21 protein-coding genes are annotated in these 21,695 nt (G+C 71.0%); 12 read left to right on the top strand and 9 right to left on the bottom strand.

The window, feature by feature from the left end:
• Positions 1-3 precede the first annotated feature (3 nt).
• From ASG30_RS09890 to hydA, 5 genes are all read right to left on the bottom strand, one after another.
• A complete protein-coding gene (locus tag ASG30_RS09890; RefSeq protein ID WP_055895418.1) occupies positions 4-1,050 on the bottom strand; it encodes a TRAP transporter substrate-binding protein in 1,047 nt (348 codons plus the stop codon).
• 5 nt (positions 1,051-1,055) lie between these two features.
• Entirely contained in the window at positions 1,056-2,363 is a 1,308-nt protein-coding gene (locus tag ASG30_RS09885) for a TRAP transporter large permease (protein WP_055895416.1), read from the bottom strand.
• The gene (locus ASG30_RS09880; protein WP_055895415.1) at positions 2,360-3,016 is read right to left on the bottom strand and encodes a TRAP transporter small permease subunit; all 657 of its coding nucleotides are present in this window, start codon (positions 3,014-3,016) and stop codon (positions 2,360-2,362) included. The genes ASG30_RS09885 and ASG30_RS09880 overlap by 4 nt, the downstream gene beginning before the upstream one ends.
• Positions 3,017-3,087: 71 nt before the next feature.
• Positions 3,088-3,834 (bottom strand): aspartate/glutamate racemase family protein, encoded by a 747-nt coding sequence (locus tag ASG30_RS09875; RefSeq protein WP_055895413.1) that lies wholly within the window; start codon positions 3,832-3,834, stop codon positions 3,088-3,090.
• 11 nt (positions 3,835-3,845) lie between these two features.
• On the bottom strand, positions 3,846-5,270 hold the full coding sequence (gene hydA, locus ASG30_RS09870; RefSeq protein ID WP_055895411.1) for a dihydropyrimidinase: 1,425 nt from the start codon (positions 5,268-5,270) through the stop codon (positions 3,846-3,848).
• Positions 5,271-5,577: 307 nt separating this feature from the next.
• Between hydA and ASG30_RS09865 the strand changes: the two genes are divergently transcribed.
• The 7 genes from ASG30_RS09865 (at position 5,578) to ASG30_RS09835 (ending at position 12,213) form a co-directional block, all read left to right on the top strand.
• Positions 5,578-6,303, top strand: coding sequence for a maleate cis-trans isomerase family protein (locus ASG30_RS09865; RefSeq protein WP_055895409.1), 726 nt, complete (start codon positions 5,578-5,580; stop codon positions 6,301-6,303).
• A gap of 71 nt (positions 6,304-6,374) precedes the next feature.
• Positions 6,375-7,082, top strand: coding sequence for a GntR family transcriptional regulator (locus ASG30_RS09860; protein WP_055895407.1), 708 nt, complete (start codon positions 6,375-6,377; stop codon positions 7,080-7,082).
• Positions 7,083-7,092: 10 nt separating this feature from the next.
• The gene (locus ASG30_RS09855) at positions 7,093-8,007 is read left to right on the top strand and encodes a LysR family transcriptional regulator (RefSeq protein ID WP_055895406.1); all 915 of its coding nucleotides are present in this window, start codon (positions 7,093-7,095) and stop codon (positions 8,005-8,007) included.
• 102 nt (positions 8,008-8,109) lie between these two features.
• On the top strand, positions 8,110-9,900 hold the full coding sequence (gcl, locus tag ASG30_RS09850; protein WP_055895404.1) for a glyoxylate carboligase: 1,791 nt from the start codon (positions 8,110-8,112) through the stop codon (positions 9,898-9,900).
• A 13-nt stretch (positions 9,901-9,913) separates the two neighbouring features.
• Positions 9,914-10,717 carry a hydroxypyruvate isomerase gene (gene hyi, locus ASG30_RS09845; protein WP_055895402.1) on the top strand — a complete coding sequence of 268 codons (804 nt, stop codon included), beginning with the start codon at positions 9,914-9,916 and terminating at the stop codon, positions 10,715-10,717.
• The gene (locus ASG30_RS09840) at positions 10,714-11,616 is read left to right on the top strand and encodes a 2-hydroxy-3-oxopropionate reductase (protein WP_055895400.1); all 903 of its coding nucleotides are present in this window, start codon (positions 10,714-10,716) and stop codon (positions 11,614-11,616) included. The genes hyi and ASG30_RS09840 overlap by 4 nt, the downstream gene beginning before the upstream one ends.
• Before the next feature lie 72 nt (positions 11,617-11,688).
• Positions 11,689-12,213, top strand: a complete 525-nt coding sequence (locus tag ASG30_RS09835) for a GFA family protein (RefSeq protein WP_055895398.1) — start codon at positions 11,689-11,691, stop codon at positions 12,211-12,213.
• Here the strand turns inward: ASG30_RS09835 and ASG30_RS09830 are convergent.
• Complete coding sequence (locus ASG30_RS09830) at positions 12,174-13,646, bottom strand: carboxylesterase/lipase family protein (RefSeq protein WP_055895397.1); 1,473 nt, start codon at positions 13,644-13,646, stop codon at positions 12,174-12,176. The two genes, ASG30_RS09835 and ASG30_RS09830, sit on opposite strands and share 40 nt — an antisense overlap.
• Positions 13,647-13,785: 139 nt before the next feature.
• Here ASG30_RS09830 and ASG30_RS09825 point away from each other — a divergent pair, with 139 nt between their 5' ends.
• Genes ASG30_RS09825 through ASG30_RS09815 form a run of 3 tightly spaced genes read left to right on the top strand, consistent with a single transcriptional unit; the run spans position 13,786 to position 16,620 of the window.
• Positions 13,786-14,352 carry a hypothetical protein gene (locus ASG30_RS09825; protein WP_055895395.1) on the top strand — a complete coding sequence of 189 codons (567 nt, stop codon included), beginning with the start codon at positions 13,786-13,788 and terminating at the stop codon, positions 14,350-14,352.
• The gene (locus ASG30_RS09820; RefSeq protein WP_055895393.1) at positions 14,349-14,930 is read left to right on the top strand and encodes a hypothetical protein; all 582 of its coding nucleotides are present in this window, start codon (positions 14,349-14,351) and stop codon (positions 14,928-14,930) included. Before ASG30_RS09825 ends, ASG30_RS09820 begins: the two co-directional genes overlap by 4 nt.
• Before the next feature lie 16 nt (positions 14,931-14,946).
• A complete protein-coding gene (locus tag ASG30_RS09815) occupies positions 14,947-16,620 on the top strand; it encodes an FAD-dependent oxidoreductase (RefSeq protein ID WP_055895391.1) in 1,674 nt (557 codons plus the stop codon).
• An 18-nt stretch (positions 16,621-16,638) separates the two neighbouring features.
• On the opposite strand, the gene nhaR is transcribed toward ASG30_RS09815, so the two are convergent.
• Both nhaR and ASG30_RS09805 read right to left on the bottom strand, forming a co-directional pair.
• Entirely contained in the window at positions 16,639-17,538 is a 900-nt protein-coding gene (nhaR, locus tag ASG30_RS09810) for a transcriptional activator NhaR (RefSeq protein WP_055895389.1), read from the bottom strand.
• 90 nt (positions 17,539-17,628) lie between these two features.
• The gene (locus tag ASG30_RS09805; RefSeq protein ID WP_055895388.1) at positions 17,629-18,600 is read right to left on the bottom strand and encodes a Tim44 domain-containing protein; all 972 of its coding nucleotides are present in this window, start codon (positions 18,598-18,600) and stop codon (positions 17,629-17,631) included.
• Positions 18,601-18,771: 171 nt separating this feature from the next.
• Between ASG30_RS09805 and murI the strand changes: the two genes are divergently transcribed.
• Positions 18,772-19,560, top strand: coding sequence for a glutamate racemase (gene murI, locus ASG30_RS09800; RefSeq protein ID WP_055895386.1), 789 nt, complete (start codon positions 18,772-18,774; stop codon positions 19,558-19,560).
• Here the strand turns inward: murI and ASG30_RS09795 are convergent.
• On the bottom strand, positions 19,549-21,231 hold the full coding sequence (locus ASG30_RS09795; protein WP_082522010.1) for a winged helix-turn-helix domain-containing protein: 1,683 nt from the start codon (positions 21,229-21,231) through the stop codon (positions 19,549-19,551). The genes murI and ASG30_RS09795 overlap by 12 nt on opposite strands.
• Before the next feature lie 132 nt (positions 21,232-21,363).
• On the opposite strand from ASG30_RS09795, the gene ASG30_RS09790 reads away from it, so the two are divergent.
• On the top strand, positions 21,364-21,672 hold the full coding sequence (locus tag ASG30_RS09790) for a hypothetical protein (protein WP_055895383.1): 309 nt from the start codon (positions 21,364-21,366) through the stop codon (positions 21,670-21,672).
• The last annotated feature ends 23 nt before the right edge of the window (positions 21,673-21,695 follow it).

Below are 21,695 nucleotides of genomic sequence, written 5' to 3'. Positions count from 1 at the left end.
GGATCACTTGACGCCGACCAGGGGGCCGACAGCCTGCTTCCAGGCGGCAGAACACTTGTCGTGGACCTTGTCGCAGGACTCGGCCCACAGCGGGAAGGACACGGTGCGCACCGCGTCGGCGACCAGCTGGCGGTCGGCCGCGGCGGGCTGCACTTCCTTCATCGCGAACTTCTTGCCGATGCGGCATTCCTTGCCGGTGTTGCAGCGGGCGGCGTCTTCCCACAGTTCGCGGGAATAGGCCCAGGCGTCCGTCTCGAACTTCTTGAACGCGTCGGCCACCTTGGTGCGCTGGTCCGCGCTGAGCGCGTTCCACTTGGCCAGGCTGACGGCGAAGGCCACCTGGTGCACCTGGAAGCCCAGCGGCATCACGTGGGTGGTCACCTCCGGCCAGCCGGCGCTGTTGGCGGAGCTGGGCCCGGTGATGGCGCAGTCGGTCACGCCGCGCTCCAGCGACTGCTGCGTCTCGCCGAAGGCCAGCGTGACGGGGATCGCGCCCAGCTTCTCGACGAACTTGGCCAGCGACTGGTCGCTCACGCGGATCTTCTTGCCCTTCATGTCGGCCAGGCTGGTGAACGCGCCCTTGCAGAACAGGATCTGCGGGCCGAAGGGGTAGCTGGCCAGCAGCCGGGCGCCGTGGCGCTCCTGCAGGCGCTGGTCCAGCGGGCCGCGCCAGGCGTCCCACACCTTGCGCGCCGTGTCGTAGTCGGTCGACAGGCCCACGATGTCGGCGCCCAGCAGCGTGGGATCGTCGCGCGAGGCCTGCGCCAGGCGCAGCGCCACCACGTCGAACAGGCCGGACTTGATCACGCGCAAGGCGTCGGTGTCCTTGATGCCGACCACGTCCATCGGCTTGTAGTCGATCTCCACCGGCAGGCCCGAGGCCTTGGCGAAGTTCTCGAAGAAGGGCTGCTCCTTCTGCTGCTGCAGCAGGCCGGCCGCGACGAAGTTGCCGGCGACACGCAGCTTGATCGGCTGCGCCGGTGCTTGCGCCTGGGCCGCGGCGCTGCCGAGCACGAGCGCGGCGAGGGGAAGGAGGTGGGCGAGTTTCATGGGCGTCATCGTCCGAAGATCAGGTTGGGCAGCCAGGTGGCGATCGCGGGGAAGTGGATCAGGATGGCGGTCATGGCGACCATCGCCGCGAGGAAGGGCAGCGTGCCCTGGAACACCTCGTTGATGGTTCCCTCGCCGCGCACGCCCTGGATCACGTACAGGGTCATGCCGATCGGCGGGCTGAGCAGCGACAGCTCGCACATCAGCACCATGAAGACGCCGAAGAACACCGGGTCGATGCCGGCGGCCTGCACGATGGGGAACACCACCGGCAGCGTGCCCACCATCATGGGCATGGTCTCCAGCGCCACGCCCAGCAGAACGTACATCGCGGCCAGCACCCACAGCAGCACCAGCGGCGAGACGTCCAGCGACTTGATCAGGCCGGCCAGCGACTGCGGCACGCCCAGCATGGACAGCACGAAGTTCAGGTACAGCGCCGCGACCAGGATCAGCGCGGTCATCGCCGTCAGCCGCAGCGTGGAGCGGAAGCACTCGTGCAGCATCTTCACGTTGAGCTTGCGGTAGGCGGCGGCGATCGGCAGGCACACGATCACGCCCAGGGCGGCGCTCTCGGTGACGGTCGCCCAGCCGGTGTAGATGCCGCCCATCACGACGCCGAACACCACCAGCGGGCCGGCCAGGTGCACCGAGTTGCGCAGGCGCTCGCCCCAGCCCACGCGGCTCTCGCTGCGGCCCGCCATGTCGGGGCGCCACACGCACACCGCCAGGATGGTGAGCAGGAACAGCACCGTCATGATCACGCCCGGCACGATGCCCGCCATGTACAGGCGCGACGCCGAGGTGTTGGTCATCGACCCGTAGATGATGAAGGCCACCCCCGGCGGGATCAGGTTGCCCAGGCTGGCGCCGGCGGCGATGGAGCCGAGCACCATGCGCTGGTCGTAGCCGCGGTCGCGGAAGGACGGCAGGGCCACCGTGGAGATGGTCGCGGCGGTCGCCACCGAGGAGCCCGACACCGCCGAGAACAGGGCGGACGCGCCGATGTTGGTGTGCAGCAGGCCGCCCGGCAGGCGCTTGAGCCAGTCGGCGAGCGACTGGTACATCTTGTCGGTGGCGCCGCCGCGCATCAGGATCTCGCCCAAGAGGATGTAGAGCGGGATCGACAGCAGCAGGTAGTCCTCGCCGGCGGCCCACAGCTGCTCGCCCAGCGCGTTGAACGCCGGCATGCCGAAGTGGATGAAGGCGCCCAGCAGCCCGACCACCAGCATGGTGGTGGCCACGTGCAGGCCCAGGAACATGAGGCCCAGCATGAGCGCCAGGCCGAGGCCGATTTCGACGGGGCTGATCATGCTTTGGCTCCTCGGGCTTCCAGGGTCGCCGCGGCAGGCGTGGCGTCGGTGGCATCGGCTTGCGCATGCACGTGCAGGTCGGTCTCGGCTTCGATCTCCTCGTCCAGCGTCTGCGGGCCGAAGCGGTCGTTGAGGCCCGCGACGTCGCCGCGCAGGAAGAGCCGCACCGCGTCGATCGCGGCCCAGGCGGCCACCACGGCGAACAGCACGTAGCCGGCCAGCCAGAGCGCCTGCGGGATCCACATGGGCGTGGACAGCGGCGTGGACGCGGTGGCCTTCAGGTCCAGGCTCTCGGCCAGCACGTTCGTGCCGCGCCACAGGCACAGGAAGGCCAGCGCCGTCAGGGCCAGCATCGCCACCAGGTTGAGCACGGCGCGCACGCGCGGCGAGAAGCGAGAGATCAGGAAATCGACCCGCGTGTGGCTGCGCGTCACCAGGGTGTGGGCGAAGCCGATGCTGCCCACGATGGCGTAGGTGTAGGAACCGATCTCGTCCACGCCCTGCAGGCTGAAGCCGAGGACCTTGCGCCCCAGCATCTCGACGCAGGTGACGGCGCTCAGGCCGATCAGCCACCAGCCGCAGGCGAGCGCGGCGGTGTCGGTGACGGCGGCGACGGCGCGGCTGGTCCGGCCGGGCGGCAGCAGGGTCTTCATGGCTGCGGGGCCGGGCGGCCGGCGATGGTGGGATTTTTCATGGGGCTCCTGCGGTGCGGTCGGTGGGGGGGTCAGCGGGGCGTGTCCAGCAGGCGCGCGATGGCGTCCGGCAGGCCGCGGTGGGGTTTGGCGGGCGGCGGGGCAAAGCTGCCGCGCAGCGCGCGGCCCGGCCTCAGCGCGGCCAGGGTTTCGGCGTGGCGGACGGCGCTGGAGACGCCGTCGACGACGGGGACGGGCAGCTGGCCGTGGAGCGAACGGGCCAGTCCGGCCAGCGGCGCGCCGGCCAGGATGATCACTTCGGCGCCGTCTTCGGCGACCGCGCGTTCGGCCAGTGCCTTCAGGGCCTGCGCATGTTCTTCCTGCACGCCGCCGATGGCGGAGATCGGGCGGTCCAGCGCGCGGATGCTGGCCAGCCGCGGACCGAAGCCGTAGCCCTCGACCACCTCGCGGTACCAGGCCTGGATGCGCTGCGAGATCGCGATGATGGAGATGCGGTGGCCCAGCAGGTGGGCGCTGGCGAGCGCCGCTTCCGTCATGCCCGTCACCGGCACCGGCATCACCTCGCGCAGCCCGGCCAGGCCCGGGTCGCCGAAGGCGGCGACCACGATGGCGTCGTACTGCGAGCAGTGTTCGGCCGCCACCTGCGCCGCGGCGTACGCGCCGACCAGCGCCTCGAAGCGGGTCTCGATGTAGGCCACGCCGAAGGGTGCGGTGAGCACCTCGACCTGCGTGCCGGGCGAGGCGCTGCGTTGCGCCTCGGCACGGATCAGGTCCGACACGCTGTCGGAGATGTTGGGATTGACCAGCAGCAGGCGCATGGCGGTGTCCCTCAGGCGCGCCGGGGCAGCAGCGAGGGCGCGCCGCAGGGCAGGAACCGGCCGCGGCCGGCCCGGCCGGTGAAGCCCTGGCCGTCCCACACGACTTCGCCGCGCGACAGCGTGAGGCCGGGCCAGGCCTTCAGCTTCATGCCCTCGTAGGGCGTGTAGTCGACGGCGTGGTGCAGCCGGCGGTTGTCGATCGTGACTTCGCGCTCGTCCCACACCACCAGGTCGGCGTCGCTGCCCACCGCGATGGTCCCCTTGCGCGGATGCAGGCCGTACGCCTTGGCGGGATTGGTGGCGGTGAGCTCCACGAACTTCTGCAGCGTGATGCGGCCGCCCAGGACGCCCTCGGAGTACAGCAGCGGAAGCCGCGTCTCCAGGCCGGGGATGCCGTTGGGGATGTGGCGGAACGCGACCTCCTCGCCACCGGGCTTCTTGCCCTGCGGGTCCTCGTAGCGGAAGGGCGCGTGGTCCGAGGAGAACACCGTGAACAGCCCGTCGGTGAGGCCTTCCCAGATGCGCTGCTGGTTGGCCTTGTCGCGCGGCGGCGGGCTGCAGATGCAGCGCGCGCCCAGGTAGCTGTCGTCCAGCCCCAAGTCCTCGGCGGTGAGGAAGAGGTACTGCGGGCAGGTCTCCGCGAAGATCGACAGGCCATGGCCGCGCGCCCAGCGGATCTGCTCGATCGCCTCGCGCCCGGACACGTGGACGATGAGGATGGGCACGTCCACCAACTCGGACAGGGCGATCGCGCGGTGCGTGGCCTCGCGCTCCACCAGCATGGGCCGGGCGTGGGCGTGCCAGCGCGGCGCGGTGCGGCCGGCGGCCTCCAGCCGCTTGGTCAGCCACTCGATGCAGTCGGCGTTCTCGGCATGGACCATGGCCAGCGCGCCGTGGGTGCGGGCCACGTCCAGCACGTCCAGGATCTGCGCATCGTCCAGCTTGAGGTCGTCGTAGGTCATGTAGACCTTGAACGAGGTGTAGCCCTCGCCGATCAGCCCGGGCAGTTCCTGGCTCAGCACCTCGGGCGTGGGGTCGCTCACGATGAGGTGGAAGGCGTAGTCGATGCAGGACTTGCCTTCGGCGCGCGCGTGGTAGTCGGCCACGGCGGCGCGCAGCGACTGGCCCTTCATCTGCGCGGCGAACGGGATGATGGTCGTGGTGCCGCCGCAGGCGGCCGAGCGGCTGCCGGTGGCGAAGTCGTCGGCCATCTTCGCCGGGCCTTCCATCGGCTGGTCCAGGTGGCAGTGGGCGTCCACGCCGCCCGGCGTCACCGTGCGGCCGGCCGCGTCGACCTCGCGGGCGCCGGCCGGCAGGCCTTCCCCGAGCAGGGCGATGCGCCCGCCGCGGATGCCGATGTCACACGCGAAGGTGTCGCTCGCCGTCGCCACGCGGGCGTTGCGGATGACCAGGTCCAGGCCGCCGTGCTCAGCCATGCCCGGCTCCCCGTCGCACCGGATTGGTGCTAGCAAAGCGCCGGGAAGGTGCAAACAACATTGTCGACAAAATCATGTCGTTCGAATTAGGTGCAAGGCGAGGGTGCATAACGCTCAAGTTCGACAGGTAAGGCAAGTTCCGGGCCGCCGCGGAGGGCAGATGGAAGGCGAATCCGATGGCGCACTATCGGCGACGCTCCGGTCGACAGCATGGGTGTTTACACCGATGTCGACAATGTTGACCGGAATTGGTGGAATCCGAGCCGGCCGGTCGCGCATACTCGGCGCCTGAGACTTCGGAGTACCCATGACGCGTGCGTTGCGCCTGGGGGTGCTGACCCCCTCTTCCAACACGGCCCTGGAGCCGCTCACCACCGCCATCGTCGGCGGGCTGGCGGGCGCAAGCGTCCACTTCTCGCGGTTCAAGGTGACCGAGATCGCGCTGGACGCCGCGGCGCTCGGGCAGTTCGACGACAGCAACATCCTGGCGGCCGCGCAGTTGCTGGCCGACGCCAAGGTGGACGTGATCGGCTGGAGCGGCACCTCCTCCGGCTGGCTCGGCTTCGACCGCGACCGCCGGCTGGTGGAGCGCATCCGCGAGCGGACCGGGATCCCGGCGACGACGGCGGTGCTGGCGCTCAACGAGCTGCTGGCGATCCGCAAGATCACGCGGATCGGCTTCGTCACGCCCTACACCCAGGACGTGCAGGACCGCATCGTCGGCAACTACCGCGCCCTGGGCATCGAGACCGTGGCGCAGCGGCACCTGGGCATCCGCGTGAACCACGACTTCGCCGGCGTGGAGCCGCAGGCCCTGCTCGAGTTGATGGCGCAGGTGGTGCCGGCCCGCCCGCAGGCCATCACCACCTTCTGCACCAACCTGCGGGCCGCGCAGCTGGCGCAGGAGTTCGAGCGCACGCACGGCATCCCGCTGCTGGACACCGTGAGCACCACGGTCTGGGGCATGGTGCGGGCCGCGGGCCGCTCGCCGGCCGACATCACCGGATGGGGAGAACTGTTCCAATGGACCTGAGCCCCAGTCGCGCGAAGGCCGCCGATAGAATCGCCGGCCACCCGAAGCATCCCCACGGCGCCGCCCCTTCCATGCCCAGCAACGATCGCAAGGCGCCCGGCAACCGCGCCGAGCGCGAGAAGTCCGTGGACGAGATCTACGAGCGGATCTACATCGCCATCCTGGAGCACCGCCTGCACCCCGGCACCAAGCTGGGCGAGGAGCGGCTGGCCGACATCTTCGGCGTCAGCCGCGCCCGCGTGCGCGAGGTGCTCGCGCGCCTGGCGCACGAGCAGATCGTCGACCTGTTCCCGCAGCGAGGCGCCTACGTCGCCAAGCCCACCATCGAGCAGGCGCGCGACGTCTTCGAGGCGCGGCGGCTGATCGAGCCGGCGGTGCTCAAGCGGCTGGTGGACACGCTGACGCCCGAAAAGATCAACCGCCTGCGCCAGCACCTGGAGCTGGAGGCCGATGCGCGGCGGCGCGGCGACAAGCGCGCGGTGATCCGCCTGTCCGGCGAGTTCCACACGCTGGCCGCCGAGCTGGCCGGCAACTCGGCGCTGGCCCGCACCATGCGCGAGCTGTGCATGCTCACCTGCCTGATCATCTTCCTGTACGACGCGCCCACCGCCCAGAGCTGCCGCGACGACGAGCACCAGATGATCGTGGACGCGGTGGCCAGGCGCGACCGCGCGCGGGCGGAGAAGCTGATGCTCGACCACCTGGACCACATCGAGAGCAGCATGAGCCTGGACGACGTCAACGGCGAAGCGGACCTCGAGGCGATCTTCAAGGCCTAGCCGACCGGGCATGGACCGCCTGCAGGTCATGGAGATGTTCGTGCGTCTGGTGGAGCTGGGAAGCTTCTCCAGGGCCGCCAGCGAGTTCAGGACCACCCAGCCGACCATCACCAAGCACATCGCCGCGCTCGAGGCGCGGCTGAAGGTGCGGCTGCTCAACCGCAACACGCGCGGTGTGAGCCCCACCGAGGCGGGCGCCGTCTACTACGACAAGTGCAAGGCGCTGGTGCGCGACGCCCAGGAAGCCGACAGCGCGGTGCGCTCGGGCCAGGAGCACGCGCAGGGGCTGCTGCGCATCGGCAGCTCGGTGGCCTTCGGCCGCAGGGTGGTGGTGCCGCTGGCGCTCGAATTCCTCTCGCGCCATCCGCAGGTGCGGGTGGACCTGAGCTTCGAGGACCGCTACACCGACCTGGTCGGGCAGGGCATCGACGTGGCCCTGCGGCTGGGCAAGCTGGCCGATTCGACGCTGGGCGCCCGCTTCCTGGGCGTCAACCCCTGGGTGCTGGTCGCGTCCCCCGAGTACCTGCACCTGAAGGGCGTGCCCACCGAGCCCGAACACCTGCAGGACCACGCGGCGCTGATCTACAGCAGCGTGCAGGGCAACGACGTCTGGCTGCTCCGGTCGGCGGGGCGCGAAACGCAGGCCGTGCCGGTCAGCGGGAGCCTGCGCTCGAACAACCTGTCGGCCGTGCTCGCGGCCGCCCGCGGCCACCTGGGCATCGCCGCGCTGCCCTGGTACGTGGCCGAACGCTCGCTGCGCCGCGGCGACCTGCGGCAGGTGCTGGAAGGCTACGAGCTTCCCGAGCAGGAGATCCACGCGGTCTACCCGTCGCCCAAGCTGGTGCCGGCCAAGGTGCAGGCGTTCATCGGCTTCCTGGACGGCCACTTCGCCGGCCGCTGGTGGGAGCAGCTGCCCCGCACCTGAGCGCCCGGCATTCCGGCGCGGAATAGGTGATATCGCCGGGGCTGGCGTTCCCGGCGGGGCGCGGCGCCGGAAGAATCGATCGCACCTGCAAGGAGTGACTCGATGCCCAAGATGAAAGCCGCGATGGCGGCCGTGCTCGTGATGGAGAAGGAAGGGGTGACCCAGGCCTTCGGGATACCGGGCGCGGCGATCAACCCACTGTATGCGCAGCTGAGGGAACGGCAGACCATCTCGCACGTGCTGGCCCGGCACGTGGAAGGCGCCTCCCACATGGCCGAGGGCTACACCCGCGCGAAGGCCGGCAACATCGGCGTGTGCATCGGGACGTCCGGGCCCGCGGGCACCGACATGGTCACCGGCCTGTACTCCGCGAGCGCCGACTCCATCCCCATCCTCTGCATCACCGGCCAGGCGCCGCGCGCGCGGCTGCACAAGGAGGACTTCCAGGCCGTCGACATCGCCTCGATCGCCCGGCCGGTGACCAAGATGGCCACCACCGTGCTCGAGCCCGCGCAGGTTCCCCAGGTGTTCCAGCAGGCCTTCCACCTGATGCGCTCGGGCCGCCCGGGCCCGGTGCTGATCGACCTGCCGGTCGACGTGCAGATGGCGGAGATCGAGTTCGACATCGACACCTACGAGCCGCTGCCGGTCTACAAGCCGGCCGCGACCCGCAAGCAGGCCGGGAAGGTGCTGGACCTGCTCGCGACGGCGGAGCGTCCGCTGATCGTGGCCGGCGGCGGCATCATCAACGCGGATGCCGCCGAGGACCTGGTGCGGTTCGCGGAGCTGACGGGCATCCCGGTCATCCCCACGCTCATGGCCTGGGGCGCCATCCCCGACGACCACCCGCTGATGGCCGGCATGTGCGGCCTGCAGACCAGCCACCGCTACGGCAACGCGACGCTGCTGGCTTCGGACTTCGTGCTGGGCATCGGCAACCGCTGGGCGAACCGGCACACCGGCTCGCCCGAGGTCTACTGCAAGGGCCGGCGCTTCATCCACATCGACATCGAGCCCACGCAGATCGGCCGCGTGTTCGCGCCGGACCTGGGCATCGTCTCGGACGCGGGGGCGGCCCTGCGGTTGCTGCTGGAGGTGGCGGCCGAGCGGATCGCGGCCGGCACCTTTCCGAAATGGACCGGATGGGCCGGCGACTGCGCGCGCCGCAAGGCCGACCTGGGCCACCAGCGCAAGACCCACTTCGACCAGGTGCCGATCAAGCCACAGCGCGTGTACCAGGCGATGAACGAGGCCTTCGGCCGCGACGTGACCTACGTGTCCACGATCGGCCTGTCGCAGATCGCCGGCGCGCAGTTCCTGCACGTCTACGGTCCGCGCCGCTGGATCAACTGCGGGCAGGCCGGTCCGCTGGGCTGGACGGTGCCGGCCGCGCTGGGCGTGCGCGCGGCGGACCCGCAGGTGCGGCTGGTGGCGCTGTCCGGGGACTACGACTTCCAGTTCATGCTGGAGGAGCTGGCCGTGGGCGCGCAGTTCAAGCTGCCCTACCTGCACGTCGTGGTGAACAACAGCTACCTCGGCCTGATCCGCCAGGCGCAGCGCGGCTTCTCCATGGACTACTGCGTGCAGCTGGCCTTCGACAACATCAACTCGCCACCCGGGGATGCGGCCGCCAGTTACGGCATCGACCACGTGAAGGTGGTCGAGGGCCTGGGCTGCAAGGCGATCCGGGTGCAGGCCCCGGGAGAACTGGCCGGCGCCCTGCGCCAGGCCGAGGCGTGGATGGCCGAGTTCCAGGTGCCGGTGGTCGTCGAGGTCCTGCTGGAGCGGGTGACGAACATCGCGATGGGAACGGAGATCGACAACATCGTCGAGTTCGAGGCGCTGGCCGCCTGCCCCGCCGATGCGCCGACCTCGCTCGCGCTGCTCGACTGAGGAGGACCCGCCCATGCCCCGCTTTGCCGCCAACCTGACGATGCTCTTCACCGAGGTGTCTTTCCTCGACCGGTTCGCGCGGGCCGCGCAGGCCGGCTTCGAAGGCGTGGAGTTCCTCTTTCCCTACGACTTTCCCGCCGGCGAGATCCAGCGCCGCCTCGAGGACCACCGGCTCTCGCTGGTGCTGCACAACCTGCCCGCGGGCGACTGGGCCGCGGGCGAGCGCGGCATCGCCTGCCACCCGGACCGCGTCGAGGAGTTCCGCGCCGGCGTGGACCTGGCGATTGGCTACGCGCAGGCGCTGGGCGTGCGCCGGCTCAACTGCCTCGCGGGCAAGGCGCCGGCCGGCGTGCCCGGCGCGGTTCTGCACGAAACGCTGGTGGCCAACCTGCGTTACGCGGCCGCGCGCCTGCGGCCGGCCGGCCTGCAGCTGCTGATCGAGCCGATCAACACCTTCGACATCCCCGGCGTCCACCTCTGCCGCACGCGCCAGGCGCTGGACCTGATCGAGGAAGTCGGGGCCGACAACCTCCTGCTGCAGTACGACCTCTACCACGCGCAGCGGATGGAGGGCGAGCTGGCGGCCACGCTGGAGAGGGAGCTGCCGCGCATCGGCCACGTGCAGGTGGCCGACAACCCGGGCCGCCACGAGCCCGGCACCGGGGAGATCAACTACGGCTTCCTCTTCGGGCACCTGGACCGGATCGGCTACGCCGGCTGGGTGGGCTGCGAGTACAAGCCGGCCCGCACCACCGAAGCCGGCCTGCACTGGGGAACGGCGCTCTGCGGGCAGCAGGTCGCCGGAGTCGCCGCATGAACGCGGGCCGGGCGAAGCTGGGCTTCATCGGCCTGGGCACCATGGGGGCGCCCCTGTGCGGGCACCTCGTCCAGGCCGGGCACCAGCTGTTCGTGCACACGCGGGGCCGCATCCCGCCAGCGATCGCGCAAGGCCCGGCGACGCTCTGCACCACGCAGCGCGGCGTCGCCGAGCGCGCGGACATCGTCTTCCTCATGGTGCCCGACACGCCGGACGTGGAGGAGGTGCTCTTCTCCGAACGCGGCGTGGCCGCCGGCCTGTCGCCGGGCAAGGTGGTGGTGGACATGAGTTCGATCTCGCCGGTGGCCACCCGGGACTTCGCGCGCCGCATCAACGAGCTGGGGTGCGGCTACCTGGATGCGCCGGTGTCCGGCGGCGAGGTCGGGGCGCGCAACGCCACGCTGTCCATCATGGTGGGCGGCCAGGAGGGCGTGTTCCGGCGCGTCCTGCCGCTGTTCCAGCTCATGGGCAAGAACATCAGCCGGGTCGGCGGCAACGGCGACGGGCAGACGGCCAAGGTGTGCAACCAGATCATCGTGGCGCTGAACATCCAGGCCGTCGCCGAAGCGCTGCTCTTCGCCGCCCGGGCCGGCGCGGATCCGGCGCGCGTGCGCGAAGCCCTGATGGGTGGGTTCGCGGCTTCGCGGGTGCTGGAGGTGCATGGCGAACGCATGATCAACCGCACTTTCGCGCCGGGCTTTCGCATAGCGCTGCACCGCAAGGACCTGAACCTGGCCTTGTCGAGCGCGCGCCAGCTCGGCCTGGCGTTGCCGAACACGACGACGGCGCAGGAGCTCTTCGACGCCTGCGTCGCCCTGGGCGGCAGCGGCTGGGACCATTCGGCGCTGGTTCGCGCACTCGAGGCGTCGTCCGGGTTCGAGTTGGGCCAGGGCGCCTGACGCGCGGTTGAGTTCCGGCCTTGGCATCATGGGAACCACTTCGATGGATCCCTGAAGGACAAGGAGAGTGCCATGCACCTGGAAGGCTCGTGCCACTGCGGCAAGGTGAAGTTCAGCGTCGAGTCGGCGGAGCCTGTTCCCTTCATGCGGTGCTACTGCTCGATCTGCCGCAAGACCGCGGGCGCGGGCGGCTACGCGATCAACCTGGGGGCCGTCACGCGCAGCATGAAGGTGACGGGCAAGCACCACCTGGGCATCTACCGGGCCCGGATCGCGAACGACGGCGGCAAGGGAACCCGCACCAGCAGCGCGCGGCGCTACTTCTGCTCCCACTGCGGCAGCGCGTTGTGGGTCTGGGACCCGACCTGGCCCGAGCTCGTGCATCCGCACGCAGGCGCCATCGACACGCCGCTGCCGACGCCGCCCGAGAACGTGCACTGCCTGGTCGGCTCGAAGGCGCCGTGGGTGAAGGTCGAAGGCGGTCCCCACGACCCGCGCTTCGACAACTATCCCGACCTGTCGCTCGCGCAGTGGCACGAGAGCAAGGGGCTGGTCTCTCAACCGCCCGAGGCGAAGCGCAGCGGTTCCCCGAAGTAGCCGTCCAGGAAGGCCACGTACCGCTGTCGCCAGCCGGCGCCGGCCCGGGGGCTGTCGGCGAACTCCAGGTGGTTGTCCAGCGCGGGGTCGTAGCGCGCCCACGCCAGGCCGTCGGCGCCGGGGTCCGCGCCACGCGCGAAAGCGACCCACGCCTTGCGCATCGTGTCCGACACCACCCGGTCTTGCGCATCCGCACCCGGCACCTGACCGAGGTTGCCGAACACGTAAGGCACCTCGACGCTGTGGTGCGGCCCGTCGGGCGCTCCAGCGGCGCGGCGGGTGAAGACATAGCGCCACGTCGGCGCGCCCCGTCGCGCCATGGCCTGCGCGAGCAGCCAGGCGCCGTAGTTGAACTGCGTGTCGGCCAGCATCTCGGCGATGCGCGGCCGTGCGTCCGCGTCGCCGTGGACCGGGTACAAGGACCGCACCTGGTCTTGCACGCCGGCGAAGTTGGATCCGACCTGCTGCTCGTACGCGGCGACCGTGTCGGCGGGCCAGTTCCAGGTGAGCCAGCTGCCCTCGTCCGCGTTGGTGCCGACGATCAGTGGCATGGCGCTCAGCTTCCCGGCCTTCAACCCGTCGCGCTCGTCCTGCGGCACGAGCCAGCCGTCGACGACCGGGCGCAGCATCCGTGCCGTGGTGAGCGCGCGCACCGCCGGCGCCACGAGGTGCGTGCGCGCGAGGAGCGCGTCGGCCGGCAGCGTGCGCAGCTCGGCGAGATCCGTGCCGACGGCCAGGCCCGCGGCTTCCGCCTGCGCGAGGCGGGCCAGCGGCCGGCCCGCACCGGGACTCTGGAGGATGGCGCGATGGAACAGGCCCCGGCCCAGGGGCGACGCGAGCAGGAGCGAGATCGAGGCGGAGCCCGCCGAGACACCGAAGGCGGTGACGCGCGCGGGGTCGCCACCGAAAGCCCCGATGTGGGCCTGGACCCAGCGCAAGGCCGCCACCTGGTCCAGCAGGCCGTAGTTGCCGCTCGTGCCGCCGGGCGCCTGCGCGCTGAGCGCGGGATGCGAGAGGAACCCGAACAGCCCGACGCGGTAGTTGAAGCTGACCACGACGACGCCCTGCGCCGCCAGCCGCGCGCCGTCGCTGGCGGCGTGCGCGCCGCTGCCGCCGATGAACCCGCCCCCGTGGACCCACACCATGACGGGCAGGGTGCCCGGCTGCGCGTCGGCCGGCGCCCAGACGTTGATGTGGAGGCAGTCCTCATCCTGTCTGGGCGCCTGCGACGCCGGGTCCGGAGGCTGCGGACAGTCGGCACCGAACGCGAGCGCATCCCGGACGTCCGACCACGCCTGCAACGGGACCGGTGGGCGCCACCGCAATTCGCCGACCGGCGCTGCCGCGTACGGGATGCCCAGGAAACGGGACACGGTGCCGTCCAACTGGCCGCGGACGGGCCCGCACGGAGGGTGGGCGAGGATGAACTTCATTCGGTTGAGCCAGCATTCGGGCCTGGCCGCTAGGCTACTGCACGGTGCGTCAGCCACCCGTGGCGGCAAGGAATCCACCACCCGCAATCCCCCCACGGTTGAGCTATTCTGGTTGCCCCAAAACGAGGAGGAGGACAGGATGCGCAGACGAATGCTGCTGCTGGTTTCCGCTGGCCTGCTGGCGGGTTGTGCCACGACCACGCAGGTCACGGACTTCACCGATCGCTCGGTCGGGTACGGCTGGTTGAACATCAAGGACGTCGACGCGAACCGACTGCATGACGTGTCGATCTACCAGTTCCGGCCGCACACGACCGAGCCCTACTACCCCGCGGCCCTGAAGGAGTTCAAGGGCGGCTACCTGTACTGGACGATGGCCCTGCCCAACGGCGCCCACAAGACCCTCTCGGCCAGCGGCCAGCGCTGCCTGGGCATCCTGTGCAGCAACACGAGCTACCGCTATTCGTTCGGCAAGCAGGGCGACGACGTGGGCGCGGTGACGATCCGCACCCCCGGCGTCTACCACCTGGGTTCCTACGACCTGAAGGACGTGAAGACCGGCATGTTCGAGGCTGGCAAGTTCGAGGCCGTGCCGGCCAGGGGCGCGCCGTCCCGCCGCGAGCTCCTGGAAGAGATCCTGAAGGACGCGCAGGACACGCCGGTGATCGCCGAGCGCATCCGCCGCGAACTGGGGACGCTGCGATGACCCGCTGGCTGCTGCTGGCCTTCGCCCTGGCGCTGCAGGCCTGCGCGGTGCCGCGCGCCTTGCCGCCCGCCGGGGACCTGGAGGCCGGGGCCGGGGAGGTGGTGGTCATCGGCAAGATCGAGCTGGTCCCGCCGCTCGACGCCCGCTTCGAGCAGAAGTCCCACTGGAACGTGGTGGGCGACAAGCGCCTGCTCGAGCGCGTCTGGATGTCGACCGGCGCCGAGCACCGGCCCGTGACCACGTCGCAGCTGGACGCCTCGCAGTTCCAGGCCAGCCTGGAGGCCCAGTGGGGGGTGCCCTTCATGGTCAAGGCGCCACGGCAGCGCACCTACCTGAACGGCGGCATGGCGCACCTGGACGTGCTGCGGCAGGAAAGGCTCTGGTTCCCGGGTGGCCTGTACTTCGACGTCCCCGCCGGGGCCCGTGCGGTCTACGTCGGCACGCTGAGGTACCACCGCAACGACTTCAATGCCATCACCCGGGTGGAAGTGGTGGACGAGCGCCGCGACATCGACACCGTGCTCAAGGGCGCTCCAGCGGCGCAGGTGCCGGTCTCGCTGATGAAGCGCGTCCGTTGAGCAGGCCGGGATCCCGATGGCTTCGACCCCCAGCGACGCCGACCTCCTTCGCACGGAAGTCCTGGTCGCGGGCGGCGGGCCGTTCGGGCTCATGCTCGCCAATGAGCTCGGGCGCTTCGGCGTGCCAGCGCTGCTGGTCGAGCCGAAGTCCGGCACCGCGTTCAACCCGCAGGCCAATGCGACCCAAGCCCGCACGATGGAGCATTTCCGGCGGCTTGGCTTCGCCCGGGAAGTGCGGGAACTGGGGCTTCCGCCGGACCACCCGACCGACATCGCCTACTTCACGCGCTTTTGCCGGCATGAGCTCGCGCGTCTGAAGCTGCCGACGGCCCGGGAGGCCGAAGCGGCCGTCAAGGGCATGCGCGGCTCCTGGAGCGCGGCCGAACTGCCGCACCGCGTGTCGCAGAAGTTCGTCGAAGCCGTCCTGCTGCGCCATGCGCGGAAGTGGCCCACCAACGACATCCGCCACGGCTGGCGGCTGCTCGACTTCGAAGACACGGGCGGGGAGGTCGTCGCCCGCGTCGCGTCGGCCGATGGCGCCAGCGTGCGGCAGGTGAGGGCCCGCTACCTGGTCGGCGCGGATGGCGCGCGCAGCACGGTGCGCCAGCAACTGGGCATCGACTACGGGGGCGCCACGGGGTTCCGGCGCCAGTTCATGGGCGGCAAGATGTTCGCCGTCTACTTGCGCGCGCCGCGGTTCTACGAGGTGTTCCCGCACGCGCGGGCCTGGATGTATGTCTCGGTCAACGCGCAGCGCCGCGCCTTCATGGCCTCGGTCGACGGCCGCAGCGAGTTCGCCTTCCACGCCGCCATCCACGAAGGCGAAGACGCCGACGCGTGGACCGAGCAGGACGCCCGGCGCATCTTCTCGGAGGCGATGGGCTGCGAGCTGCCGATCGAGGTCCTGTCGATGCTCACCTGGACGGCGGGCCATGCCCTGGTGGCCCAGGGCTTCCAGCGCGGGCGCGTGTTCCTGGGCGGCGATGCGGTCCACCTGTTCACGCCCACCGGCGGGCTGGGCTACAACACCGCGGTCGAGGACGCGGTGAACCTGGGGTGGAAACTCGCTCACGTCGTGCAGGGCCGCGCGTCCGAAAGCCTGCTGGCCAGCTACGAACTGGAACGCAAGCCGCTCGCCCAGCGCAACACGGCCTACGCGAAGCACTTCGCCGATTCGGTGGGCCTGTTCCCGGCCACGCCGCAGCTGGAAGCCGACACGCCCGCGGGGGTGCAGGCCCGGCAGGCCGCATCGCAACACCTGGAGGCGCACGTGCGGCTGGAGTTCAACATCCCCGGCGTCACCTTCGGCGCCCGCTACGACGCCTCGCCCATCGTGGTGCCCGACGGGACCTCGCCGCCGCCGGACACGCCCAACGAGTACGTCCCGACCGCCTGCCCCGGCGGCCGGCCGCCCCACGCATGGCTGGAGGATGGGCGTTCGCTCTACGACAGCTTCCACGTGGGCTGGACGCTGCTGGCCCTCGGACCCGACGCGCCGCAGGGCAGTGGGTTCCAGTCGGCCGCAAAGGCGGCGGGGCTGGACCTGCAGGTGGTTCGTCACGCCGATCCCGCACTGCGGGCGCTCTATGAAGCGCCACTGGTGCTGATCCGTCCCGACCACATCGTGGCTTGGCGGGGCCACGATGAAAGCCGGGCCGCCGAGGTGCTGAGGGTCTGCACCGGCGGGTAGGCCGCCACGCCCGGCCGATCAGCCGGCGAGGCCGCTGTGCTTGGCCTGCAGCAGTTGCTGCACCAGCGGGTGCTGGATGCGCCGTTCGGCGGAGATCAGGTAGAAGTGCTCCACCAGTTCAGGCGTCTCGCCGATGGCCTTGAGCCCCCGGTCCTGGCGAAGCTCCTCCTGCGACCACTGCGACACGGGGAAGGCGCCCATGCCGCTGCGGCCGAAGGCCGCGAGCAAGGCGCTGTCCTCGAACTCGCCGGCGATGCGGGGCCGCAGCCCCTGGCGCTCGAACCATTGGTCCAGCCGGTGCCGCACGGCGGCATGGCCGGTCGGCAGGAGCAGCGGCATCTCCTCCAGGCATCCCGGGAAGGGCCGCCGGGTGGCCCGCACGAGCACGGCAGGGGCGAACCAGGCGAGCGTCGCCTCGCCCAGCGGATGGCTGTAGAGCCGCAGGTTGGGATTGGACGGGGCCGGACGGTCCGACAGCACGACGTCCAGGCGATGCAGCGCCAGGTCGGCCAGCAGCCTGTCGAATTCGTCTTCGTGGCAGAGGAGGCGGATCGGCGCTCCCGCGAGGGCGGGCTGCAGCAGGTGCCGCACCACCAGCTTGGGCAGGCCGTCGGAGATGCCGACCTTCAGGCGCAGGCCCTGCCCGGTGGCCGCTTCACGCACCGCGGCCGGAAGCTGCTCGCCCAGCTGGAAGATCTGCTCGGCGTGCGCCATGGCCGCCGAACCCGCTTCGGTGAGGGTGATGCCGCGGCCGGCGGGCTTGAACAGGGAGTGGCCGAGCGACTGTTCGAGCGCGCGCACCTGGGCGCTGACGGTCTGGACCGCCATGCCCAGGCGTTCGGCGGCGCGCGCCATGCCGCCTTCCTTGGCGACGACCCAGAAGTAGTAGAGGTGGCGGTAGTTCAGCGCGGTCGCCATGAACCGAGTGTGCCTTGGCGCCGCGCCCGGCCTACGGAGAGAAGGGGACGGCCCGCTGGGCGAAGTCCCCGCGGGTCATCGGTGCAAGCCTCAGTTGCCTTCAGCCTGCTGGATGCCGGCCACCACCCAGCCGCCCATGCCGGCCACCGGCTTGGTCAGGTGCCAGACCTCGTCCAGTTCCTCCGGCACCGAGCCCTGCTGGTCGCGGGTGCTGCCGGTGAAGCGGACGCTCACCACGTAGCGGTCCGGCTCCTGCACGACGGCCAGCACCTGGGCGTCCAGGCCAAACACCTGCGTGACCTGCTGCGACGGGCCCCGCGCGGCGAGGTCGCTGCGCACGACATCGAACATCTCCGGCGTGAGGTAGTCGCGCAGCCGGTCCAGGTCGGCGGCGTCGTTGGCGGATTGCAGCGCCATGAACTGGTCCTTGGCGTTGCGCGCGAAGGCCGTTGCGTCGAAGTCCGCCGGCAGGGCGGTCGGCTGCGCCGACGCGGTCGCGAGGCCCCCGAGGCGCGAACCGATCAAAGAGCCGCGCTGCGGCGAGGCTGCGCCGTCCGCGGTGCGAAAGACGTTCGACGCCGACTCCGGCCGGCGCGACGCGTCGCCCATGAACCCCGTGCCGCCGGCGCCCGCGAGCGATGGTGCCTGCGAAGCCGCCCGCTTGCGCAGGATCAGCCCCACCACGACGAGGACGGCCATCACGACCAGGCCGATCATCATCATGTTGGCCAGGGCCTCGCCGAACCCGAAGTGCGACGCCAGCGCCGCCAGGCCCAGGCCGGCGGCGAGTCCCGCCACCGGGCCCATCCAGCTGCGCTTGGGCGCGGCGGCTGCGGCAGCCGCCGGAGCGGCCGTGGCCGCCGTGGCTGCCGCCGGCGCGGTGGCCTGGCCCGCCGGGCCAGCGGCGTTCGCAGGCTGCGCGGGCGTGTTCGCGGGCGCGGTGGTGTTCTGCCTCTGCATCCCGGCGGACTTGCCGCCGCCGAGGCGCTTGGCTTCGGCGTCCAGGCCGGTGATCAGTCCCAGCGCCAGGACGATGGCGGCGGCGGCCAGCGATTTCTTCATCTAGGGTCTCCTGTGGAGGTGGTAGTCAGGCTGCACAGGGTACAGCACTGGCATCTCAGGAAAAATCAGAGCATTACTGCCGTTCGCTCAGGGAAAGCCGAACCTGGGCGGCTGGCCTCGACAAGCTTCTTCGACAGCCCGGGCCACCCCCAGTCGCCATAATGCGCGGCCATGGAGTCAGGCAAGCCGATCGGGGTGTTCGACAGCGGCGTGGGCGGCCTCAGCATCCTTCGCGCGCTGCGCCGGGAGCTGCCGCAGGAAGAGTTCGTCTATTTCTCCGACGCCGGGCATGCGCCCTACGGCGAGCGCGACGATGCTTTCGTGGCCGAGCGGTCGCGCGCGATCGCCCTGCGGCTGATCGACGAGCACCGCATCAAGGCGCTGGTGGTGGCGTGCAACACGGCCACCGCCGCCGCGGTGCACCTGCTGCGCGCCGAGCATGCCCACCTTCCGTCGATCGGCGTGGAGCCGGCACTCAAGCCGGCCGCCGGCATGACGCGCACCGCACGAGTGGCGGTGTTCGCGACCCGGGGCACCCTGGCCAGCGCCAAGTTCCGCGCCCTGCACGACTCGGTGCGGGGCCAGGCGGACTTCGTGCTGCAGCCCTGCGACGGCCTGGCCGCGGCGATCGAGAACGACAACCAGGAAGAGGTGCGGCGTCTCTGCCGGCTCTATGCGCGCGCGGCGGGCGAGTTCGGAAGCGCACCGGGGCAGATCGACACGCTCGTGCTCGGCTGCACCCACTACCCCTTCGCCATCCCCGTGCTGGCGGAGGTCGTCGGTCCGGGCGTCGGGATCGTGGAGACCGGCGAGCCGGTGGCGCGCCAGGCGAGGCGGCTGCTCGAGGTGAACGGCCTCCTCAACCGCGCAGGGCGGGGGCAAGTGACCCTTCTCACCAGCGGCCCGCAGCAGGCCCTGCGCCAGGCCGCGCAGCGCTGGCTGGGGGGCTCACTCGGGTAGCCCGGCCTTCGCGAGTCCCTCGAGGTAGCGATCGCGAAGGACCTGGAGCCGCGGATGCACGGGCGCGGTCCACACGCGCCAGGCGCCGACGGTAAAGCGCGGGCGCAGCCGCAGCACCTCGACGGAACGCTCGCGGGCCTCCTGCCCGCGCCCGTGCAGCGCATCCAGCGAGGCGAGCAGCAGCAGGGCCTCCAGCTGCGCCAGGGACGGCCCGGCCGCGACGGACAGGCCCGCGTGCTCGTAAGCCGAGGCGTCCCGTCCCAGGTGGTACTCGGCCAGGCCGGCCTGCAGGTGGCTGAACGCGACCAGCGAAGCTTCGGACGCGCCGAGCCGCAGCGCCATGTCCGTGTGGGCCTGGACCTCTTCGAACTGGCCCAGGCGCAGCTTCGTCGCGCCCAGCCGTGCATGGGCCCAGGCGTCGCTCGGGTTGGCGGCCACGACGGCCTGGTACACGCGCGACGCGCCTTCGAGATCGCCGAGCACGGCCAGCAGGCTGCCGTGCACATGCTGCGCAGGCAGGTAGTGCGGGTCCGCCGCCCGCGCGCGTGCGATCGCCTGGCGGGCCTGCGCGGCCGAGCCCAGCCCGAGGTTCCAGGCGGCCTCGAGTTCGCTCACGTAGGACTGCGCCATGCCGGTCCATGCCGCCGCCGAGCCGGGCTCGACGATCGTGATCGCTTCGAAGTGCGCCCGGGCGCGCACGAGGTCGTCGTAGCTGGCGGCATGGCGCAGCAGGTGCTGGCCTCGCATGAGCCCGTCCACCCGGGCTGGCGTTCCGCCCTGGCGTGCGGCCTGCCGCACGGCCGCGCTGGTGCCCATCCGCCAGTCGACGCCCCGCGCGATGCGCAAGGCCAGCTCGCGCTGCCACGCGTCATCCGGCGTGGCTTCGTACTCGAACACCTCGGACCAGACGACCGCGCCGTCCTCGCCCGACTCGAGCCGTGCGTGGATGCGGATCTTCTCGCCGACCTGCTGGGCACTGCCGGTGAGCAGGTGGCGGACGCCGAGGTCGCGGCCGATTCGCCGCGGGTCGGCCACGGCCCGCGCACCGGCCGCCGGACCGCCCGCCAGCACCTGCGTGTCCGGCACCTTGGCGAGCGCGGTCACGATGCCGGTGGAGATCGCGTCGCCCAGGCGGCTTTGCCCGGCGGTGCCGTGGTCGAGGAAGGTCAGGACCGCGACCGAGCGGCGCGCCTTGAGCAGGGCGTCCACGTCGGGCGGAAGGTCGTTGCGTGGCACGACCACGACCGACGCGGCCAGCAGCAGGGCGCTGGCCGCCAGCGACCAGGTTCTGCGCCGCACCGCAGGGCGGGCATGGCCGGTCGCCGCCGGGCGCGGGACCGTTTCCGTCGCTGCGTCGAAAAGGTAGCCCCGCCTCGGCACGGTCTTGATGAGGGCCTGTTGGTCGTCGCCGAGCGCGCCGCGCAGCTCCCGCACGCACTGCGACAGCGACTCGTCGTTCACGACGACGCCCGGCCACACGGCCGTCAGCAGTTCGTTCTTCGCGATGACCCGGCCCGGATGCTCGGCAAGGTAGGAGAGCAGGGCGAACGTCTTGGGCCGCAACGCGACCGCTTCGCCTTCACGGTGCAGTTCGGCGCGGCGAACGTCCAGGGTGAACGGGCCGAAGCGCGAGACCGGGCCAGATCCATCGCCAACCATGACGGTACCCATGGGCCAACCCCCGGCCGGGAGGCGTCTTGCGGCAATGCTTCGACGAAAGATCGACGAAGCCACCGGGATGATTCGCCGCGTGATCGCGCCGGCCGCCTAGATTATTCCGCATCCACTCGAAGGAGGATGCCCATGAATCCAAACCTTCCCGCCTGCTGGTGCATAGGCATCGGCATCGGCTTCCTTTCCTCGGCAGCGATGCCGGCGGAGCTCGCGCAGGAGACGCCGCCGAACCAGGCGGTGGTCTTCCTGGAGAACCTTCCGGAGGCCAGGCTCAAGACCCTGTACCTGCGCTGTGCACAGGTCTCGAGCCAGCGGTTGCTGCCCCTGGACGAGGCGATCCTGTGCTCGATGGCCGGCGACGTCCTGATGAAGCGAAGCTTCGGCGGCGACTTCAATGCGCTGCTGGCGTGGTGGCGCCGGCACCGCGATGAGCAGTGACGGCCGGGCCGCCTGCTGCGCCG

Source organism: Ramlibacter sp. Leaf400 (assembly GCF_001424545.1).
In the GTDB taxonomy this organism is placed as follows: domain Bacteria; phylum Pseudomonadota; class Gammaproteobacteria; order Burkholderiales; family Burkholderiaceae_C; genus Ramlibacter.
This window is presented reverse-complemented; position numbering and strand designations above follow the sequence as displayed.

Coding starts and splice junctions, on each gene's coding strand:
- ASG30_RS09890 (WP_055895418.1), bottom strand. CDS start 1,050: ATGAAACTCGCCCACCTCCTTCCCCTCGCCGCGCTCGTGCTCGGCAGC.
- ASG30_RS09885 (WP_055895416.1), bottom strand. CDS start 2,363: ATGATCAGCCCCGTCGAAATCGGCCTCGGCCTGGCGCTCATGCTGGGC.
- ASG30_RS09880 (WP_055895415.1), bottom strand. CDS start 3,016: ATGAAGACCCTGCTGCCGCCCGGCCGGACCAGCCGCGCCGTCGCCGCC.
- ASG30_RS09875 (WP_055895413.1), bottom strand. CDS start 3,834: ATGCGCCTGCTGCTGGTCAATCCCAACATCTCCGACAGCGTGTCGGAC.
- hydA (WP_055895411.1), bottom strand. CDS start 5,270: ATGGCTGAGCACGGCGGCCTGGACCTGGTCATCCGCAACGCCCGCGTG.
- ASG30_RS09865 (WP_055895409.1), top strand. CDS start 5,578: ATGACGCGTGCGTTGCGCCTGGGGGTGCTGACCCCCTCTTCCAACACG.
- ASG30_RS09860 (WP_055895407.1), top strand. CDS start 6,375: ATGCCCAGCAACGATCGCAAGGCGCCCGGCAACCGCGCCGAGCGCGAG.
- ASG30_RS09855 (WP_055895406.1), top strand. CDS start 7,093: ATGGACCGCCTGCAGGTCATGGAGATGTTCGTGCGTCTGGTGGAGCTG.
- gcl (WP_055895404.1), top strand. CDS start 8,110: ATGCCCAAGATGAAAGCCGCGATGGCGGCCGTGCTCGTGATGGAGAAG.
- hyi (WP_055895402.1), top strand. CDS start 9,914: ATGCCCCGCTTTGCCGCCAACCTGACGATGCTCTTCACCGAGGTGTCT.
- ASG30_RS09840 (WP_055895400.1), top strand. CDS start 10,714: ATGAACGCGGGCCGGGCGAAGCTGGGCTTCATCGGCCTGGGCACCATG.
- ASG30_RS09835 (WP_055895398.1), top strand. CDS start 11,689: ATGCACCTGGAAGGCTCGTGCCACTGCGGCAAGGTGAAGTTCAGCGTC.
- ASG30_RS09830 (WP_055895397.1), bottom strand. CDS start 13,646: ATGAAGTTCATCCTCGCCCACCCTCCGTGCGGGCCCGTCCGCGGCCAG.
- ASG30_RS09825 (WP_055895395.1), top strand. CDS start 13,786: ATGCGCAGACGAATGCTGCTGCTGGTTTCCGCTGGCCTGCTGGCGGGT.
- ASG30_RS09820 (WP_055895393.1), top strand. CDS start 14,349: ATGACCCGCTGGCTGCTGCTGGCCTTCGCCCTGGCGCTGCAGGCCTGC.
- ASG30_RS09815 (WP_055895391.1), top strand. CDS start 14,947: ATGGCTTCGACCCCCAGCGACGCCGACCTCCTTCGCACGGAAGTCCTG.
- nhaR (WP_055895389.1), bottom strand. CDS start 17,538: ATGGCGACCGCGCTGAACTACCGCCACCTCTACTACTTCTGGGTCGTC.
- ASG30_RS09805 (WP_055895388.1), bottom strand. CDS start 18,600: ATGAAGAAATCGCTGGCCGCCGCCGCCATCGTCCTGGCGCTGGGACTG.
- murI (WP_055895386.1), top strand. CDS start 18,772: ATGGAGTCAGGCAAGCCGATCGGGGTGTTCGACAGCGGCGTGGGCGGC.
- ASG30_RS09795 (WP_082522010.1), bottom strand. CDS start 21,231: ATGGGTACCGTCATGGTTGGCGATGGATCTGGCCCGGTCTCGCGCTTC.
- ASG30_RS09790 (WP_055895383.1), top strand. CDS start 21,364: ATGAATCCAAACCTTCCCGCCTGCTGGTGCATAGGCATCGGCATCGGC.